The sequence below is a fragment of the Rhodosalinus halophilus genome (assembly GCF_003298775.1).
Classification (GTDB): Bacteria; Pseudomonadota; Alphaproteobacteria; order Rhodobacterales; family Rhodobacteraceae; genus Rhodosalinus; species Rhodosalinus halophilus.
This window is the reverse complement of sequence record NZ_QNTQ01000005.1, coordinates 258,059-275,073: the sequence shown is the minus strand read 5'-3', so window position 1 is coordinate 275,073 and position 17,015 is coordinate 258,059. Positions and strand designations below refer to the sequence as shown.

20 protein-coding genes are annotated in these 17,015 nt (G+C 69.9%); 9 read left to right on the top strand and 11 right to left on the bottom strand.

The genetic code is table 11. The features are described from left to right. The coding region (locus DRV85_RS06610; protein ID WP_233495417.1) for a protoglobin domain-containing protein at positions 1–660 on the bottom strand (660 nt) is incomplete at its 3' end. A 355-nt stretch (positions 661–1,015) separates the two neighbouring features. On the opposite strand from DRV85_RS06610, the gene DRV85_RS06605 reads away from it, so the two are divergent. Further along, complete coding sequence (locus DRV85_RS06605; protein WP_113288649.1) at positions 1,016–2,968, top strand: glycosyltransferase family 2 protein; 1,953 nt, start codon at positions 1,016–1,018, stop codon at positions 2,966–2,968. A 71-nt stretch (positions 2,969–3,039) separates the two neighbouring features. After that, the gene (locus DRV85_RS06600) at positions 3,040–3,543 is read left to right on the top strand and encodes a class I SAM-dependent methyltransferase (RefSeq protein WP_147238815.1); all 504 of its coding nucleotides are present in this window, start codon (positions 3,040–3,042) and stop codon (positions 3,541–3,543) included. A 56-nt stretch (positions 3,544–3,599) separates the two neighbouring features. Here DRV85_RS06600 and DRV85_RS06595 read toward each other — a convergent pair whose 3' ends face one another. The 8 genes from DRV85_RS06595 to DRV85_RS06560 are packed head-to-tail and all read right to left on the bottom strand — an operon-like array spanning position 3,600 to position 10,413. Next, positions 3,600–5,234 carry a complex I subunit 5 family protein gene (locus DRV85_RS06595; RefSeq protein WP_113288647.1) on the bottom strand — a complete coding sequence of 545 codons (1,635 nt, stop codon included), beginning with the start codon at positions 5,232–5,234 and terminating at the stop codon, positions 3,600–3,602. Then, entirely contained in the window at positions 5,231–6,694 is a 1,464-nt protein-coding gene (locus tag DRV85_RS06590; RefSeq protein ID WP_113288646.1) for a complex I subunit 5 family protein, read from the bottom strand. Before DRV85_RS06590 ends, DRV85_RS06595 begins: the two co-directional genes overlap by 4 nt. Next, positions 6,691–8,136: a complex I subunit 5 family protein gene (locus DRV85_RS06585; protein WP_199525837.1), complete on the bottom strand. Its 1,446-nt coding sequence runs from the start codon at positions 8,134–8,136 to the stop codon at positions 6,691–6,693. Before DRV85_RS06585 ends, DRV85_RS06590 begins: the two co-directional genes overlap by 4 nt. Then, positions 8,133–8,432 (bottom strand): NADH-quinone oxidoreductase subunit K, encoded by a 300-nt coding sequence (locus DRV85_RS06580; RefSeq protein WP_113288645.1) that lies wholly within the window; start codon positions 8,430–8,432, stop codon positions 8,133–8,135. The genes DRV85_RS06585 and DRV85_RS06580 overlap by 4 nt, the downstream gene beginning before the upstream one ends. Continuing rightward, a complete protein-coding gene (locus tag DRV85_RS06575; RefSeq protein WP_199525835.1) occupies positions 8,429–9,358 on the bottom strand; it encodes a hydrogenase subunit MbhD domain-containing protein in 930 nt (309 codons plus the stop codon). The genes DRV85_RS06580 and DRV85_RS06575 overlap by 4 nt, the downstream gene beginning before the upstream one ends. After that, positions 9,355–9,639, bottom strand: coding sequence for a cation:proton antiporter (locus tag DRV85_RS06570; protein WP_113288643.1), 285 nt, complete (start codon positions 9,637–9,639; stop codon positions 9,355–9,357). The genes DRV85_RS06575 and DRV85_RS06570 overlap by 4 nt, the downstream gene beginning before the upstream one ends. After that, positions 9,632–9,937 carry an MrpF/PhaF family protein gene (locus DRV85_RS06565; protein WP_113288642.1) on the bottom strand — a complete coding sequence of 102 codons (306 nt, stop codon included), beginning with the start codon at positions 9,935–9,937 and terminating at the stop codon, positions 9,632–9,634. The genes DRV85_RS06570 and DRV85_RS06565 overlap by 8 nt, the downstream gene beginning before the upstream one ends. Beyond that, positions 9,934–10,413, bottom strand: a complete 480-nt coding sequence (locus DRV85_RS06560) for a Na+/H+ antiporter subunit E (RefSeq protein WP_113288641.1) — start codon at positions 10,411–10,413, stop codon at positions 9,934–9,936. The genes DRV85_RS06565 and DRV85_RS06560 overlap by 4 nt, the downstream gene beginning before the upstream one ends. A gap of 197 nt (positions 10,414–10,610) precedes the next feature. On the opposite strand from DRV85_RS06560, the gene dgcA reads away from it, so the two are divergent. The 3 genes from dgcA (at position 10,611) to DRV85_RS06545 (ending at position 13,315) form a co-directional block, all read left to right on the top strand. After that, a complete protein-coding gene (gene dgcA / locus DRV85_RS06555) occupies positions 10,611–11,576 on the top strand; it encodes an N-acetyl-D-Glu racemase DgcA (RefSeq protein ID WP_199525833.1) in 966 nt (321 codons plus the stop codon). A 14-nt stretch (positions 11,577–11,590) separates the two neighbouring features. Then, positions 11,591–12,451, top strand: a complete 861-nt coding sequence (locus DRV85_RS06550; RefSeq protein ID WP_113288639.1) for a D-amino-acid transaminase — start codon at positions 11,591–11,593, stop codon at positions 12,449–12,451. A gap of 600 nt (positions 12,452–13,051) precedes the next feature. Then, on the top strand, positions 13,052–13,315 hold the full coding sequence (locus DRV85_RS06545) for a hypothetical protein (RefSeq protein WP_113288638.1): 264 nt from the start codon (positions 13,052–13,054) through the stop codon (positions 13,313–13,315). Positions 13,316–13,369: 54 nt separating this feature from the next. Here the strand turns inward: DRV85_RS06545 and DRV85_RS06540 are convergent, their stop codons facing one another. After that, a complete protein-coding gene (locus DRV85_RS06540) occupies positions 13,370–13,684 on the bottom strand; it encodes a DUF1244 domain-containing protein (protein ID WP_113288637.1) in 315 nt (104 codons plus the stop codon). A 61-nt stretch (positions 13,685–13,745) separates the two neighbouring features. Beyond that, complete coding sequence (locus DRV85_RS06535) at positions 13,746–14,486, bottom strand: N-formylglutamate amidohydrolase (protein WP_113288636.1); 741 nt, start codon at positions 14,484–14,486, stop codon at positions 13,746–13,748. A 100-nt stretch (positions 14,487–14,586) separates the two neighbouring features. Here DRV85_RS06535 and pyk point away from each other — a divergent pair, with 100 nt between their 5' ends. From pyk to rplT, 4 genes are all read left to right on the top strand, one after another. After that, entirely contained in the window at positions 14,587–16,032 is a 1,446-nt protein-coding gene (gene pyk, locus DRV85_RS06530) for a pyruvate kinase (RefSeq protein ID WP_113288635.1), read from the top strand. A 31-nt stretch (positions 16,033–16,063) separates the two neighbouring features. Beyond that, positions 16,064–16,288 carry a hypothetical protein gene (locus tag DRV85_RS06525; protein ID WP_113288634.1) on the top strand — a complete coding sequence of 75 codons (225 nt, stop codon included), beginning with the start codon at positions 16,064–16,066 and terminating at the stop codon, positions 16,286–16,288. 115 nt (positions 16,289–16,403) lie between these two features. After that, entirely contained in the window at positions 16,404–16,604 is a 201-nt protein-coding gene (gene rpmI / locus DRV85_RS06520) for a 50S ribosomal protein L35 (RefSeq protein WP_113288633.1), read from the top strand. A 13-nt stretch (positions 16,605–16,617) separates the two neighbouring features. Continuing rightward, positions 16,618–16,983, top strand: coding sequence for a 50S ribosomal protein L20 (gene rplT, locus DRV85_RS06515; protein ID WP_113288632.1), 366 nt, complete (start codon positions 16,618–16,620; stop codon positions 16,981–16,983). The last annotated feature ends 32 nt before the right edge of the window (positions 16,984–17,015 follow it).

Sequence of the window (17,015 nt, the reverse complement as noted above, 5' to 3'; positions counted from 1 at the left end):
CGACCCGATCAGGCCGGTAAACCCCTCCGCCAGCGCGTGCAGATCGAGGCGGATGGCCTCGAACTTCTCCGGGTAGTCGCTGTCGCTCGGCGCGGGGATCCGGTGGAAAAGATCGCCGTCGGAGATCGCCTGCACGGCCTTCGCGATGTAGCCGAAGGCGATTTCCTGCTCCTTGCCCTGCGCTTGCAAGTAGGCGTCGATCACCAGTTCGATGTCCATGGTGAAGGCGCGGCTGAGGGCACCCAGCATCGCGGAGGTTCTGCCCGGATGGAAGGCCATGCGCCCCCGTCCGATGCGGCGCAAGAGCATCGCCTGAAGGCTTGACGCGCTGCGGGCGTGGCACGAAAGGTAGAGCAGGAAAGAAAGCTCCATCCGGAAATACGCCTGGCCGACTCGCCGGGTCGACTCGAAGTAGTCGCCGTCGAACCGGCCTGCGAGCAGCCTTTTCCAATGCGCCTTCTGCACGTCGCGGGCGTGTGCGACCTGCTGTTCGTCCGCGAAGAACGCCGACATCCTCTCATCGGACCGGGCGGGTTCGTGGAACCGGTCCAGAACCTTGTCGAGGTCTTCCGTGAGAAGCTCGCCGGCCTGCTTCACGAGCGCCTGATCAGGACCGGCCAGCCGGAAAAGCTCCAGTCGCTCGCCGAGAATGTCGTCCATGGCCACCTCCATCGCGGGGACGGCCGAGGCTTACACGGCGTGCTCCTTCGAAAGGCTTAACGTGGCCGCATCGGCGAGTGCTCGCACCACCGCGGCCAAGGCGCCCTTGCGACCTGAAGCGCTCGGACGCGTGTCCTGCGGCCGCAAGCGGTCCTTCGGTGCGAGCGTTCAGAAAAGGTCGCGGTGGCCGTCTCCGCGTTCCCGGTCGGTCGGGCGGCGCAGCTTCGCCTGACGCCGTCGGCGCGCGCATGGAAAGCCGCGGGCCGGCGGCGGACGGCCGGCGCTTGTTGACAGTGCCGGAGGGGTTCCCGATACAAGGTCCGCCGCGGTCATTCGCAAGGACGCCCCAAACAAGATGACCCATGCCGCTGACCTTTCCTTCGAACAGCAGGTCAAGCTGATAAAGCGCTCCGGAGAGGTTCATTCGACCTGGTATCGGACCACCTATCCCGACGTGGCCATGATCGGAATGGAGCCCGCCGAGCACTATCTGCGCTACGGGGCCGAGCTCGGGCGGGATCCGGGCAAGAATTTCAGGACGCGCTTCTATCTGGATACCTATCCGGACGCGGCGCGAAGCGGGCTCAATCCCCTCGTGCACTACGTGCTGCATGGGCGGGAGAAGGGCTACAGGCGCAAGCCGAACGCTCAGGATAACACGCGTCAGGCGCTGCAACGGGTCGAGGTGATCCGCACCAGGCTCCAGACCCTCGGGATCACCGACCGTGCGCTGGCCGATCTGCAGCATATCCTCGACACCAGCGATCAACCGGCGGCGCGGGCGGCCGCGGGACGGGAACTGGCGCTCTGGCATCTGCGAAGCGGCGAGCGGGAGGGGTTCCGCAAGGCGCTGGACTTCCTCCAGCAGGCCCGGGAGCATGCCGAGGACATCGGGCACCGTGCCCGTCTGGGGGTGTCGGAGTTGCTGTGCCACTTCTTCCTTGCGGACAAGGCCGGCGGGAAGGCCACCTTCGAGCGGTTGCGCGACTCCGGCGAGCTGAATGCGAATACCCTGCTCGCCTGGTCCAACTTCCATGAGGTGCCGGAGGACAAGCTCGTCTGGATCAACCAGGTGCTGAGGATGTTCGACATCCCGGCCGTCGACCTGCTGCCCGACGATGGCAGGCCGCTCTATGATCGTCTCTACTGTCCGTCGGAATTGCCGGTCGTCGAAAGCGGGCCGACGGTCAGCGTGCTGATCGCGGCCTACAACGCGGCGGAGATGATCCCGACGACCCTGCGGTCGCTTCAGGCGCAGACCTGGCGCAACCTCGAGATCATCGTGATCGACGACGCGAGCCCCGACGACGACACCTGTGGCGTGGTGGAGCGCTTCGCGGCCGAAGACCCGCGCATCCGCCTGATCCGCATGCCCGAGAACGGAGGCGCCTACGTGGCGCGCAACCGTGGCCTGGACGAGGCGACGGGCGCTTATGTCACGCTCCATGACGCCGACGACTGGTCCCATCCGCTCAAGATCGAGACTCAGGTGCGCTACATGGAGGCCAACCCGCGGGTCATGGGCTGCACCTCGCAGCAGGCGCGCGCGACGAACGATCTGGCGTTCACCAAGATCCGGTCGAACGGCGGCGTGATTCTCTTCAACACCTCGTCCTTCATGTTCCGGCGCGCGCCGATGCGCGAGAAGCTCGGCTACTGGGACACCGTCCGCTTCGGCGCCGACAGCGAATTGCTGCGCAGGTTCCGCAAGGTGTTCGGCGCGGGCGCGGTCGTGAACCTCGAGACCGGGCCGCTCTCCTTCCAGCGCGAGGCCGACAGCTCGGTGACCGTCGATCCCGTCAAGGGCGTGAAGGGCTTCTACTACGGGGTGCGCCACGAGTATTTCCAGGCGCAGACCCATCACCACGAGACCGCGACCTCGCTGAAATACGGCAACGACCGGCACCGCAACCCCTTCGCCAGCCCGGACATGATGAGCGCGATCAAGCGCTCGAAGGACGCGCCGCCCGAGCATTTCGACGCGATCTTCGCCGGGGATTTCAGGCTCCATGACGCCAAGACGAAGGCGGCGATCCGCGGCATCGAAGAGTTGAAGGAGCGGGGCAGGAAGATCGGTATCGTCTTCTATTACGACTACGATCTCGACACCGCGCGGCTGCGCATGGCCGACGAGATGCGCGCGCTGGTCGACGGGGAGCAGGTGAAGGTGATCGTCTTCGGCGACGAGGTGACCTGTTCGAAGATCCACGGCGTGGGCGTCAGCGATCAGAGCATCCGGCAGAGATACACGCCGGTTGTGCGCCGTGTTCCGGCCAGTATGCGGAAAAAGGAAACGGAAAGCGCATGAGCCTTTATGAAAGCCAGAAATACTGGCGCCAGCGCAGCGATATGCTGTATTATAGCTATATAGACTATATCATGCGGACTGTCGGAGCCAAGGCCGAAAGCTTGATCGACGTGGGATCCGGCAATTGCCCCTACCTCGACTGGTTCGACTGGATTCCGGAGCGGGTGTCCGTAGACATCCGCGTTCCCTACGAGTCCGAGGGCGTGAAGGCCATCAAAGGCGATATCCATACGCTCGCCTTCGACGACACCTTCGATATCTGCACCTGTTTCCAGGTTCTCGAGCATGTTCCGGATGCCGGGGCCTTCGCGCATCGGCTGCTCGAGCTGGGCGAACTCGTCGTCGTCTCGGTGCCCTACAACTGGAAGAACGTACCGCGACCGACGCCCGGACACGTCCACGATCCGGTGACCTACGAGAAGCTCACCGGCTGGATGGGCCGCGAAGCGAACTACAAGATCATCGTGGAAGAGCCGTTCCAGCGGCACAAGAGCAAGCGGCTGATCGCGCTCTACGACCGCGACCCGGAGCGGACCTTCGATTCCTCGATCAAGAAGGGGCGGATCATCCGGTAGCCCTTCCCGCGAAAACGGTCCCGCGTATCGGACCGCCTCCCGAGGATGACGGGCGGTCAGAACCGGCCCGCCAGAAGTCCGAACAGCGCAAGCGCGAGCAGGGGCAGGAGCGCGGCGCTCGCCTGTCGGCGCAAGAGCGCACGCTCCCCGCGCGCGACGGCATTGCGGAGCGCAGCCGCCAGCTTCGCGGCGTCGATGGCGCGCGCGGGTAGTTCGGGCCATCGGGGTGTCGCGCGGCGCCAGCGGAGGGGCAGGGTCAACAGATCGCCCGGCGGCTTCTCGGGTAGCGGGAACCGCAGCAGAATCAGCGCGCCCAGGCCGCCGGCCGCCACCGGCCAGAGCGCGGCGCGCAGCGCGTCCGGCGCGAGCGCATAGACCGGCGCGCGGCCCGTCCAGTCCTGCCAGAGCGCCCAGGGCGCGGCGAACGCGAGCGCGGTCAGCACCGCGGGCAGCGCGAGCGGCAAGGCGGACCGATGCGCGCCGCCGGTCCGCGCCAGACGGTGCAGGAACCAGCCGAGCGCCAGCGTCGTGGTCACCGAACTCAGGCTCAGGGCCTGCGCGAGCGCTGCCGGCAGCTCGGACTTGACGGCCGCCTTGGCGAGCGCGCCGCCGCTGAGCGGCGCGCCGGCCACCGATGCGGCGGCGACGGCGGCGAGAGCCAGGCAGGCCGCGCGCTGCCGCCGCGAGCCCGCCGCGAGCATCGCGCCCACCAGCAGGAAGAGCGCCCCCTTGGCCAGCCCGTGATGCAGCGCGACGTAGGGCGCGGCCTCGCGCGCCGCCCCGCCCGCCCCCACCAGCATGAGAATCAGCCCCATCTGGCTGACGGTGGAGTAGGCGAGCACCGTCTTTGGGTTGCGCTGGGTCAGCGCCCAGAGCGCCGCGCCGTAGGCTCCGGCGAGGCCCAGCGCGATCAGTGCCGGGCCGGCCGCGCCCTCGGGCAGGAAAAGCAGCATCCCGGCCAGCCCCGCCTTCACGATCGCGCCCGAGAGCACGGCGGAGGCCGGCACCGGCGCCGCCGGATGCGCCAGCGGCAACCAGACGTGCAAGGGCACCAGCCCGGCCTTGATGCCGAAGCCGATCGTCAGCAGCGCGACGGCGAGCGGGCCGCCGGGCGAGGTGCCCAGCGCCGCGCGCACCTCCGCGATCGCGGTTGCGCCCGCCGCATGCGCGCCGATCAGCAGCCCGACGAGAAGACAGACCTCGCCCGCGAGCGCGACCACGATGTAGACGCGCCCCGCGGCGAGCGCCGCGTCGGTGCGCTCATGGACGACGAGAAACCAGGCCGCCAGCGAGACCGCTGCGAAGGCGACATAGAAGGTCACGACATCCTGCGCGAGGAAGACCGCGAGATTCCCGGAGAGCGTGAGGCACCAGAATCCGGCGAAGATCGCGGCGCGTGGCCGCTCGGCCATCGGCTGGGCGGCGAGGCCCGCGACGATCCAGAGCGCCGCGGTCATGCCAAGGAGAAGCCGTCGGCCCGGATCGAGCCCCAGGGTCACGCCCAGCAGCAGATCGGGCGCCAGGGTCGCGGCACTCTCGCCCGCCAGCGCCAGCCAGAGCGCAGGCAGCGGCGCGAGCCACAGCAGCCGCATCGCGCGGTCGCGCACCCCGGGCAGCGCGGCCGCCGCCCCGATCAGAAGCGGCCAGACCAGCGCCGCGAGCGGCAGAAGGGGGCCGACCCAGAGCGTCATGGCAGCCAGGCCCGCTCGGCCAGAAGCGTCGCCCAGGCGAGCGGGCTCACCGGCGCGGCGGCGAGCGCCCCCACGCCCAGCGCGCCCAGCGCTGCGACCACGGTCGGCGCGACCAGCGCAGGCGCGCGCTCGTCGCCCTGCACCTCCGGCGCGGGCTCCCTGAACCAGAGACGGTAGAGCAGCGGCAGGAAATAGGCCGCGTTGAGCAGGGTCGAGGCCGCGAGCACGGCCAGCACCCAGGGCGCCCCGCTCTGCAGGCCGCCGAGCCCGAGGTATATCTTGCTCACGAAGCCGGCCATCGGCGGCAGCCCGATCATGCCCAGCGCGCCGAGCGAGAAACAGGTCGAGGTCCAGGGCATCCGCGGCCCCAGCCCATCGAGTCCCTCGATCCGCTTCACGCCCGCCCGTTCGTCGTAGATTCCGGCACAGAAGAAGAGCGTGATCTTCATCAGTCCCTGGTGAATCAGATGGGCGAGGCCCCCGATCACCGCGAAGGGGCCGATGAGCGAAATGCCGAGCACGATGTAGCTGACCTGGCTCACCGTCGAATAGGCGAGCCGTTTCTTGATCTCGCGCTGGCCGAGCGCGCGCACCGAGCCCCAGAGGATCGTGACCGAGGCCAGCGCCGCCAGCGGCAGGCCGAGCCCCAGCTCGCTCATCCGGTCCATCCCGAAGACGTCGTGCACCACCCGAATCACCCCGAAGGCGCCCGCCTTGACCACAGCGACCGCATGGAGCAGCGCCGAGACCGGGGCCGGCGCCGCCATGGCCGCGGGCAGCCAGCCATGCAGCGGGACGATGGCTGCCTTCATTCCCATTCCCACGATCAGCAACGCGAAGATCGCCCGCTGGGCGTTTGGCGCGAGCGTCCCGAAGTCCGTCGGCGCGGCGAAGATCACCGGGCCGGTCGCGCTTTCCAGCCACACGATGGCCCAGAGCAACGCCGCGCTGCACGGCATGGCGTAGAGCAGATAGCGCCGACCCGCCGCGAGCGACGGCGCGTCCTGCTTGTGCGCGACGAGCGGCCAGGTGCTGAGCGTGAGCAGTTCGAAGAAGATGAAGAATGTGAAGAGCGAACCGGAGAGCGCGATCCCGGTCGTCGCGGCGACGCAGAGGCTGAAGAAGCCGAAGAAGCGCGAGAGCTGGGGCTTCGTGCCGAAATAGGCGATCGCGTAGATCGTCGTGAGCAGCCACAGGATCGCCGAGAGCGACACGAAGAGCAGCGCGAGCGCGTCGATCCGGAGCAGCAGCATCAATCCGGGCGCCGGCGTCAGGCCTGCCTCGTAGCTCGCGCCGCCCGCGACCGCGAAGAGCATGGCCACGATCAGCGCGACCTTCAGAAGCGCGCCGCCGAGGCTCAGGGCGTTGCGCAGCCGGTGGGCCTCTTGCGGCAGGAAGAAGGTCACCGCCGCCGGCACAAGCGAGGTAAGCAGCAGCAGAACGGGCAGCGGCACCGTCATCGCACCACCGCCTGTATCGGGGGCTGTCCGTTCGCGAGAAGCGCCAGCGGCTCCGCCGAGGCGAGGCCCAGGGCAATCCCGCCGCCGGCGAGGGCGAGCGGCACCGCCTGCCGCGCGCGGGACGGCGCCGCCACGGAAGCCCCCTCGCGCGCGAAGAGCGCCGCGAGCGGGCGGTAGAGATAGGCCGCCGCCAGCAACCCGCCCAGCGCCATCGGCAGCGCCCAGACCCACTGCCCCGCCGTGAAGGCCGCCGTCATCACCATATACTTGCCGAGAAAGCCGCCCGAGGGCGGCAGCCCGGCGAGCGTGACGGCCGCGAGCGCGAAGGCGAAGGCGCTCATCGGCATCGCCTGCGCCAGGCCCCGCAGCTCTTCCAGCCGGTCGCCGCCGGCCGCCGCCATCCACTGCCCCACGGCGAGGAACATCGCCGCCTTGGCCAGCGCGTGGCTGAGCGCGAGAAAGATCACGCCGCTCCAGGCCGCCTGTGCGAGCGGCAGGAGCGGGAAAACCGCGAAGAGATAGCCGATCTGCGCCACGGTGGAATAGGCGACGATCAGCTTCACGCGGCTCTGCGCCAGCGCACCGAGGCTGCCCCAGACCACCGCCGCGACGCCCAGCGCGCCGATCAGCGTCAGGGCTGCCGGCGAAGCCTCATCCGGCAGCGCCTCGGTCCAGAGCCGGAGCAGGATCACGAAGGAGGCCTTCGGCACCAGCGCCGAGAGCATGGCCGAGGCCGGGGCCGGGGCGCCTGCATGCGCCGGCGGCAGCCAGACGTGAAAGGGGAAGAGCGCCGTCTTGGCCGTCAGCCCCGCCGTCATCAGCGCGAGCGCCAGCGCGTCGGTCCCGGACGGGCGACGGCTCGCCAGAAGGTCGATGTCGAGCGCGCCGTGAGCGGCGTAGATCAAGGCGACGCCGGCGAGATAGAGCAGCGAACCGGCGAGGGCGAAGAGCATGTAGCGCATCGCGGCGGCGAGCGCCTCGGGCTTGCCGCCGATGGCGACGAGGCCGACGGCGGCGAGGCTCAGAAGCTCGATCCCGACATAGAGGTTGAAGAGATCGCGCGAGACGAAGACCGCGTTGAGCGCGGCCCAGAGCATCAGCGCCAGCGGCCAGAAGCCGAAAGCGATGCGCGGCCCCGCCAGGCCGGCCGCCATCGTGTGACGCGCCGCCAGCAGGACTGCGGCCATCACCGCCGCCGTCGTCACGAGCAGCGCGGCGGACAGACCGTCGGCGGCGAGCGCAATGCCCAGTGGCGGCGGCCAGCCGCCCAGCGCGATCCGCGGCGGCGCGCCTGCTGCGACCTCTGAGGCGACCGCGAGCGCTGCCGCGACCGTGCCGGCCGCTGCGGCCAGCGCTGCCCCGCGCGCGACGCCGGCCGGGAACGCGACCGCCGCGAGCGCCCCGCCAAGCGGCAGCGTCAGCAGGACGACAAGGGCGTTCACTCCGCCTCCTCCGGCAGCGTCGCCCGTCCCGAGAGCCGCGCGCCCGCCACCAGCAGCCCGACCGCCAGCGCGCTCGCCGAGAGTGCGACGACGATACCGGTGATGATGAGCGCCTGCGGCACGGGGTCGGGGCCATCGCCCCGCGCGCCCGCCGCGCCCAGATACAGAAAGAGCCCCGAGCCCAGCAGGTTGAAGGCCACGATCCGGCGCAACAGATGCCGCGCCGCGATCAGCCCGTAGAGCCCAAGGCCGATCAGCGCAGCCCCGGTGAGCGCGTAGAGCGTAAGCGCCGTCATCGCGTGATCGTTTCCTCCGGCGGGCCGAGGACGAGGAAGGCGAGGGTCACGGCGATGGACGCCGCGAGCGCCACCTCGATCGCGAAGAGCGCCGCCCCCGCGATCTGCGGCGGCAGCGTGAGAAACCCCGCGCCGAGCGCGGCGCCGGCGAGCCCGGCCAGAAGGAACACGAGCGGTCCGGCCACGAGCGCCGCCCGCCAGCGTGTCGCGCCGATGCGCGGCGGCCGCACGGCCCCGGCCAGCGCCGCGACGAGCCCCACAGCGGCCAGGACCGTGCCGCCCTGAAACGCGCCGCCGGGCCGGTCCGCACCGATGTAGACGAGATAGACGCCCACGAGCAGCCCGAGCGGCGGCAGCACGCGTCCGAAGCCAGCCATCACGCCGTCGGGCCGGACATGCTGCGGCAGGCCGATCCGCCCGCCCCAGGCCGCGTCTCGGGTGAGCATCCAGAGCCCGGTCAGGGCGGCCAGCAGCACGACGCTTTCCAGAAGGGTGTCCCAGGCGCGGAAGTTCAGCAGCACCGCCGTCACGGGGTTCTCGACGCCAGACATGGGCAGGGCTTCGGCCAGTTGGGGCCCCGGCCGGTCGGGCAGGGGCAGGGCGCTCCACGCCCAGCCGAGCGCGCATGTCACGCCGAGGCCCGCCATTGCCGCCGGCAGATGGGCAGGCGCGGGCGCATCGCCCCCGGCGCCCTCCCGCCCGAGCCGGCCGTAGGCGGCCAGAAACAGCACGCCGGTGAGTCCCGCGCCGATGGCCGCCTCGGCGAGCGCCACGTCCACGGCGCCCAGCCGCACCCAACCGACGGCCACCAACAGGCCGTAGACGATGAAGAACACGATCGCCCGGAACACCCCGTGTCCTGCGATCGTCGCCGCCGCCACGCCGAGGATGAGCGCGCAGAGCACGGCGTCGAGCACGAAGGTCATCGCGTCTCCTCCTCGCCGAGCGCCGCGCGCGCGACCAGTTGCGAGACGGTTCCCGCGGCGAGCAGCGCCAGCGCCCAGATCAGCGCCAGAAGCGCCACTTCGCGCCATGTCGCGGCCTGGAAGGCGACGCCGAGGGCGATGAAGCCGAGGCCCAGATTGTCGGCCTTGGTCAGCGCGTGCAGCCGGCTGAAGGTGTCGGGAAACCGCATGAGCCCTGCCGTCCCCGCGAGGAAGAAGAAGAGCCCGATGCCGGTGAGCACGACCGTCGCGACGTCAGCCATCGGCCTTCCTGCGCGGTGTCTCCTCCTCCTCTTCCGGGTCGCCGGCGCCGTCGGGGCTCGTGGCCTTCACGAAGCCGACCGCCGCGAGCGCCGCGAGCAGCGCCAGCACCAGCGCGACGTCGAGCGCCGCCCAGCTGCCCAGCGGCGCCAGCAGCATCAGCACGGCCACGCCGCCGGTCCCGACGAGCTGCGCCCCCATCATCCGGTCGGCGCGCCGCGGACCGCGCCAGACCCGCCAGAGCGCGCCCGCGAGGCTCGCCAGCACGCCCGCCGCGACGAAGGACAGCCAGAGCGTCATCGTGGCGCGCCGTCCGTCATGGCCGTGATGGCCGCCGCCGCGTCGCGGATCGTGCGCTCGAAGCCCGCGTCGGTGTCGAGGACATGCACCAGAAGCCGGTCCTGGCGGCTGCCCGCGGCGAGCGTTCCGGGCATCAGCGACAGCTCGCCGCCCATCGCGGCGCGGCCCCCCGGCGGCAGATCGAGCGGCACCTCGACCCAGCCGGGCGCGAGCCGCAGGCGCGGCGCCAGGGCGCGCCGCGTCACGTCGATCCCGCCCCGGAGCGAGCCCGCGAGAAAGCGCGGCAGGTGACCTGCGAGCCGCCAGAGGCGCAGCGGAGCGCTGGCGGGCAAAAGCCGAAGGCTCATCCACAGGGCCACGGGCACGGCCGCCGCGCCGAGCGCAAGGCCCTTGGCCTCCCCGCCCGTGAGCACCACCCAGACCCCGCCGAGAAGCAGGGCACGGTGCAAGATCGCCGTGAACTTCGGCCCGTCCATGGCGGAAAGCTCAGCCGATCCGCGCCCGCGTTTCAAGAGCACGGCGAGTGCCGCCGCCCTGTGACAGTCCGTCGCCCTCCGGCGGCCGCATGTTCAGCATCCGGATCGGGCGGCGCCGCTGCGCCGCGGCTGGGCCTTCCCGGAAAGCTGTGCTACCCGACGCCCGGCAGGATCATTGCCGGGCAGGAGGGCGGAACGTGCAGATCGAGGTCACCCGTGAAAGCTTCCGGCTGCGCGAGGCCTTCACCATTTCTCGGGGCTCGCGCACGGAGGCCGAAGTGCTGACGGTCCGCGTCGCGGCCGAGGGCGTGACGGGGCAGGGCGAATGCGTCCCCTACGCCCGCTACGGCGAGACGCGCGACAGCGTGGAGGCCCAGATCGCCGCGCTGCCGGAAGGCCTCGACCGGGATGCGCTGCAGAGGGCGCTGCCGCCCGGCGCCGCCCGCAACGCGGTGGATTGCGCGCTCTGGGACTGGGCGGCGAAGCGCGCGGGTCGCCGGGTGTGGGATCTCGCCGGGCTTGCGGCGCCCGCGCCCCTCGTCACCGCCTACACGCTGTCGCTCGACGCGCCGGACAGGATGCGCGACGCCGCAACGCGTGCGGCGGACCGGCCGCTGCTCAAGATCAAGCTGGGCACGCCCGAGGACATGCCGCGCCTCGAAGCCGTGCGGGAGGGTGCGCCGGAGGCGCGGCTCATCGTGGACGCCAACGAGGGCTGGACGGCAGAGGTTTACGCGGATCTCGCGCCGCATCTGCTGCGCCTGGGCGTCGAGATGGTCGAGCAGCCGCTTCCCGCCGGAGAGGACGACGCGCTGGCCGAGATCGCGCGCCCGTTGCCGGTCTGCGCCGACGAGTCCTGCCACGACCGCGCCTCGCTGGCCGGACTCGCAGGCAAGTACGACATGGTAAACATAAAGCTCGACAAGACCGGCGGGCTCACGGAGGCGCTGGCGCTGCGCGAAGCTGCGCGGGCACAAGGCTACCGCATCATGGTGGGCTGCATGGTGGGCTCGTCGCTGGCGATGGCGCCCGCGGTGCTCCTGGCGCAGGGCGCCGAGGTCGTGGACCTTGACGGCCCGCTCCTGCTGGCCGAGGACCGGGAGCCGCCGCTGGTCTACGACGCGGACGGCGTGCACCCGCCAGAGGCCGCGCTCTGGGGCTGACAAAGGAGAGGATCATGCGCACCGTCTATGTCAACGGCGAGTATTTGCCCGAGAACGAGGCCAGGGTCTCGGTCTTCGATCGCGGCTTCCTCATGGCCGACGGGGTCTATGAGGTCACCAGCGTGCTCGACGGCAAGCTGGTGGATTTCGACGGGCACGCCGTGCGGCTCGACCGCTCGCTCAGCGAGCTTTCCATGCGCGCGCCGGTGACGCGCGACGAGCTGCTGCAGATCCACCGCGAACTGGTCGCGCGCAACGACCTGACCGATGGTCTGGTCTATCTGCAGATCACCCGCGGCGCGCCGGCCGACCGCGACTTCGCCTTCCCCGACCCGGACGAGGTGCCGCCGACCATCGTGCTCTTCACCCAGTCCAAGCCCGGCCTTGCCGATGCGCCGGCGGCGAAGACCGGGATCAAGGTGATCTCGATCGACGACATCCGCTGGGGCCGGCGCGACATCAAGACGGTGCAGCTTCTCTATCCCTCGATGGGCAAGATGATGGCCAAGGCCAAGGGTTGCGACGACGCCTGGATGGTCGAGGACGGCTACGTCACCGAAGGCACCTCGAACAACGCCTACATCGTCAAGGACGGCCGGATCGTGACCCGGCCGAAGTCCAACGACATCCTGCACGGCATCACGCGCGCGGCCGTGCTGCGCTATGCCGCAGAGGCGCAGATGGAGGTGGACGAGCGGCCGTTCACGCTGGAGGAGGCCAAGGCGGCGGACGAGGCCTTCGTCACTTCCGCCTCGACCTTCGTGATGCCCGTGGTCGAGATCGACGGAACGCCGGTCGGAACGGGCGCCCCGGGGCCCGTCGCAGCGCGCCTGCGCGAGATCTATCTCGAGGAGAGCCGCAAGGCCGCGATCTGAAGGCCGCCGCATCCTGGCGTCCGGACGGGCCGCCTGCAGTCTGCGCTCAGCCGCGAGCTTGGACGTCCGCGCCGTTCTGCGGGCGTAGGCGGGTTTTGCTGCGCCTCAGTCCGCCGCATCTCCGATGATTGTCGCCGGTGCGCCGCCTGCCGGGATCAAAGCATGCGCCGGGCGCCGATGGTCCGCGCGCGATACGGCTCTCCGCCATCGCGTCCCGCGAGATACCCCGAACCGTTCGAACCAGTGCCTCGCGCCGGCAGTCGAAGCCCTCTTCGGCTGCAGCATTCCTCACGCCGCCTGTGAGGTCTGCGCGCATTTGCAGAGGGCGGCTGCATGCGACTGCACACAAGCCTGCGCGAGGTCTGGGCGGCGGCCCCTTGCAGCGGCGTCGAGGGCAAGCCGGAGATGACGTAAGTATTTGTTTGAAAGTTTAATTTTCTGGCTGACCTTTGTTCACGAAGCTCTCAGGCACAAACACATTCTGTTGATAGCATGTGTTTTGAAAACCCGCCTTCGGCGCGCCATCTCTGCTACACGCAACGACGACAGCAACCGCCCGGACCGGCCCGGCCGGGAAGGGCATGAAGAGGAGAGAACGACATGAAACTCAGCATCGCCACTATCGCCGCGACCGTTCTGCTGACCGGCGCCGCCACCGCCATGACCGAGCGCACCAGCCCGTTCCACGAGCCGCGCGACGCCGCGCTCGGCGGCAACGGCCTCGTGACCGCCGGCGAAATCGTCCGGAAGGATGCCGACGAATTCTTCGAGCCGCGTGCCAAGGCGCTCATCTCGGCGGAGACCGTCGACGTGACCGTCTTCGAGACCAAGGACGAAGAGCCCAGCGACCGCGCCATCCGCTGAGCTGCCCGCTTGCCCCGCTCCGGCGCTGCCGGAGCGGGGTCTACGCGCCTGGCTTCACTCCGGCTTGCCCACGTTTTCCGCGAAGCTCTTCTCGAAGTCGGCCTTCTGCGCCGCGGAGGCTTCCGTCTGATGCTGCGCCTTCCACTGGTCGTAGGGCATCCCGTAGAAGACCTCGCGCGCCTCTTCCTTGCCCATCTCGATGCCGCGCTCGGCCGCCGCTTCCTGATACCAGCGGCTCAGGCAGTTGCGGCAGAAACCGGCCAGGTTCATCAGGTCGATGTTCTGCACGTCCGGCCGGTCCTCCATCAGGTGCTGACGGAGCCGGCGAAAGGCCGCGGCCTCGAGTTCGGTGCGGGTCTGATCGTCCATCAACTGCACTCCTCTGCTCCATGGAGTCTGAGTCCTCGGTGCTACTGAATCAAGCGGCGCCTCAAATCCCGGTGTCCGCGAGCGCCGCTTCCAGCGCCGGCGCCAGCCGGTCGGCCCATGCGGCCTGTTCGGCCTCCGTCCCGATCAGGTCGTTGCGCAGCTCCACCAGCACGTTGAGCCGCCCCTCGGCGAGCGCGTGGCGCGAGATCGCATCGCCTGGCAGGTGGCCGCCGTAGGGCTGATTGCGCCCCACGCAGAGATCGGGCTCGGCCGACAAGCGCGCGATCAGCGGGTCGGCGAGCCGCGCGTCGTGACCGTGCAGCACGCCGATGTGCCAGGGCCGCGGCTCCCGCCCGCGCAGTTGCGGCGTGAAGGAATGGATCGACAGGATCACGACGTCGTCCCGCCGCCCCGCGAGATCGGCAAGCGCGGCGTGATAGGGCCGGTAATAGGCGTTCAGCCGTCGCTCGACCTCGTCGGCATCGGCATGGCGGTTTCCGGGGATGATCGTGCCGTCGTAGAGCTTCATCAGCAGCGTGGGGTCGTCCTCGCCCCGATTGGGGTCGATCACCAGCCGCGAAAAGTTCGACAGGATCGCTGGCGCATCGAGCCGATCCGCGAGCGCGAGCGCAAACCCCGCCGCGCCCACGTCGTAGGCGATGTGGCGCGCCATCTCCTCCTCGGGCAGGCCAAGCGTGCCGCCGTTCACCTCGGCGGGCACGAGGTTGCTGGCGTGATCGCAGGTCACCAGCCAGCGGGCGGGGCGCGCAGCCCCGTGGATATGATAGGGATGATATGTCATGTCCGGGTCACCGTGCCGCGGCATGACATACGCGGGTTGCAGGCGGAAGGGAATTGGCCGTAAGCCGCAGTTTCGTGAGGCACCGAGCGGAGGACCGCAGATGCGCCGCATGCGCAACGTCAAGATCGTGGCCACCCTCGGCCCCGCCTCGAGCGACCGCGAGACGATCCGCGCGCTCCATGCCGCAGGCGCCGATGTCTTCCGGCTGAACATGAGCCACGGCACGCACGACGAGATCGCCGCGCGCCACGCGATCATCCGCGCGCTCGAGGCGGATCTCGACAGCCCGATCGGGGTGCTGGCGGACCTGCAGGGCCCCAAGCTGCGCGTCGGCACCTTCGCCTCGGGCGCGGTCGAGCTCGAGGAGGGCGCGCGCTTCCGTCTGGACCTCGACGAGGCCGAGGGGGACAGTCATCGCGTGCGCCTTCCGCACCCCGAAATCTTCGCGGCCCTCGAGCCTGGGGCGGAGCTTCTGGTGGACGACGGCAAGGTGCGGCTTCGGGTCGAAGACTGCGGTGACGGCTTCGCCGAGTGCACGGTCGTCACCGGCGGCACCATCTCGAACCGCAAGGGCGTCAACGTGCCCGACGTGGTCCTTCCGGTCGCGGCGCTTTCCGACAAGGACCGCGAGGATCTGGAATTCGCCTGCGCACTGGGCGTGGACTGGATCGCGCTGTCCTTCGTGCAGCGCCCCGAGGACGTCGAGGAGGCGCGCGCCCTGGTCGATGGCCGTGCCGCGGTGCTCTCCAAGATCGAGAAGCCGACGGCCGTGCGCCGCATCGACGAGATCATCGCGGCCTCCGACGGGATCATGGTGGCGCGGGGGGATCTGGGCGTCGAGCTGCCGGTGCAGAACGTCCCGCCCATTCAGAAGCGCATCGTGCGCAAGTGCCGCGCGGCGGCCAAGCCGGTGATCGTGGCCACGCAGATGCTCGAGAGCATGATCGAAAGCCCGATGCCCACCCGCGCCGAGGTCTCGGACGTGGCCACCGCGATCTACGAGGGCGCCGATGCGATCATGCTCTCGGCCGAAAGCGCGGCCGGCCAGTATCCCGTCGAGGCGGTCACGACGATGGACGCGGTCGCCCGCGAGGTCGAGGACGATCCGACATACACCGAGATCCTCGAGGCCTCGCGCGTGGCGAAGCGTGAAAGCGTGGCCGACGGTATCGTCGCCGCCGCGCGCGAGATCGCCGAGACGACGGAGATCAAGGCCATCGCCTGTTTCACCCAGTCGGGCACCACCGCCGCGCTGGTCGCGCGCGAGCGGCCGCGCGTGCCGATCATCGCGATGACGAACCTGCGCGGCACGGCGCGGCGTCTGGCTCTCACCTGGGGGACACACTGCGTGATGACCGGCGAGCTGACCCGGTTCAAGCAGGCCGTGGTCAACGCCGCCCGCGCCGCGCGGGTCGAGGGCTACGCGACCGAGGATGACCAGATCGTCGTGACCGCCGGTGTCCCCTTCAACATCCCCGGTACTACCAACATCCTGCGTGTCGCGCCCTGCGACGAGCGTTTGATCTGGGCGACGGATCCGGAGTAGTCTTTCTCTCCGTTACAGGGAGGCAGGGGGCATGAACCCTGATGTGGCGCTCGTCGTCGGTCTCGTCGTCGGGGTGTTCGCGATCCCCGCGATGGTCTCGTCCTATTCCGAGGGACGCGCGCCGCGCGTGGCGGCCTTCGCGGCGATCGTGGCCGGCGGTCTCGTGCTCTGGGCGCTGACCACGAAGCCCGGCGGCTACCGCTTCGAGGAGATCCCCGAGGTGATCGTGGGGGTGATCGGCGGCTTTCTGCCCTGACGTGCCCGCTCTTGCGCCTCGGCCGAGGATCGCCTATACGCGCGACCTCACTTCGCGCGGCCGGCCCGGACGGCATGCCGAGTCGCGCGCCACACCGACCGATCAGGAGACGGAAATGCCGAAACTCAAGACCAAGTCGAGCTGCAAGAAGCGGTTCAAGGTGACGGCCAAGGGCCGGGTCAAGTTCCAGCAGGCCGGCAAGCGCCACGGGATGATCAAGCGGACGAACAAGTTCATCCGCAACGCCCGCGGCACCGCCGTGATGTCGAAGGCCGACGAGCAGATCGTCAAGCCGATGATGCCCTACCAGCGCTGAGGAGCACCGACCCATGTCCCGAGTCAAAGGCGGAACCGTCACCCACGCGCGCCACAAGAAGGTCCTGAAGGCCGCCAAGGGCTACTACGGCCGGCGCAAGAACACCTTCAAGGTCGCCCGCCAGGCGGTCGACAAGGCCAATCAGTACGCCACGCGCGACCGCAAGAACCGCAAGCGCAATTTCCGCGCGCTCTGGATCCAGCGGATCAATGCGGCCGTGCGGGCGCATGACGAGAGCCTGACCTATTCGCGCTTCATCGACGGCCTGAACCGGGCCGGCATCGAGGTGGACCGCAAGGTGCTGGCCGATCTCGCCGTGCGCGAGCCCGACGCCTTCGGCGCCATCGTCGAGAAGGCCAAGGGCGCGCTGGCGGCCTGAGCCGTGCCGCGTGACGAATGACAGGGGGGCCG

Coding starts and splice junctions, on each gene's coding strand:
- DRV85_RS06590 (WP_113288646.1), bottom strand. CDS start 6,694: ATGACGGTGCCGCTGCCCGTTCTGCTGCTGCTTACCTCGCTTGTGCCG.
- DRV85_RS06595 (WP_113288647.1), bottom strand. CDS start 5,234: ATGACGCTCTGGGTCGGCCCCCTTCTGCCGCTCGCGGCGCTGGTCTGG.
- DRV85_RS06525 (WP_113288634.1), top strand. CDS start 16,064: ATGAACCCTGATGTGGCGCTCGTCGTCGGTCTCGTCGTCGGGGTGTTC.
- rplT (WP_113288632.1), top strand. CDS start 16,618: ATGTCCCGAGTCAAAGGCGGAACCGTCACCCACGCGCGCCACAAGAAG.
- DRV85_RS06560 (WP_113288641.1), bottom strand. CDS start 10,413: ATGGACGGGCCGAAGTTCACGGCGATCTTGCACCGTGCCCTGCTTCTC.
- DRV85_RS06575 (WP_199525835.1), bottom strand. CDS start 9,358: ATGACCTTCGTGCTCGACGCCGTGCTCTGCGCGCTCATCCTCGGCGTG.
- pyk (WP_113288635.1), top strand. CDS start 14,587: ATGCGCCGCATGCGCAACGTCAAGATCGTGGCCACCCTCGGCCCCGCC.
- DRV85_RS06605 (WP_113288649.1), top strand. CDS start 1,016: ATGACCCATGCCGCTGACCTTTCCTTCGAACAGCAGGTCAAGCTGATA.
- DRV85_RS06535 (WP_113288636.1), bottom strand. CDS start 14,486: ATGACATATCATCCCTATCATATCCACGGGGCTGCGCGCCCCGCCCGC.
- DRV85_RS06545 (WP_113288638.1), top strand. CDS start 13,052: ATGAAACTCAGCATCGCCACTATCGCCGCGACCGTTCTGCTGACCGGC.
- DRV85_RS06580 (WP_113288645.1), bottom strand. CDS start 8,432: ATGACGGCGCTTACGCTCTACGCGCTCACCGGGGCTGCGCTGATCGGC.
- DRV85_RS06570 (WP_113288643.1), bottom strand. CDS start 9,639: ATGGCTGACGTCGCGACGGTCGTGCTCACCGGCATCGGGCTCTTCTTC.
- DRV85_RS06600 (WP_147238815.1), top strand. CDS start 3,040: ATGCGGACTGTCGGAGCCAAGGCCGAAAGCTTGATCGACGTGGGATCC.
- DRV85_RS06565 (WP_113288642.1), bottom strand. CDS start 9,937: ATGACGCTCTGGCTGTCCTTCGTCGCGGCGGGCGTGCTGGCGAGCCTC.
- DRV85_RS06540 (WP_113288637.1), bottom strand. CDS start 13,684: ATGGACGATCAGACCCGCACCGAACTCGAGGCCGCGGCCTTTCGCCGG.
- rpmI (WP_113288633.1), top strand. CDS start 16,404: ATGCCGAAACTCAAGACCAAGTCGAGCTGCAAGAAGCGGTTCAAGGTG.
- DRV85_RS06550 (WP_113288639.1), top strand. CDS start 11,591: ATGCGCACCGTCTATGTCAACGGCGAGTATTTGCCCGAGAACGAGGCC.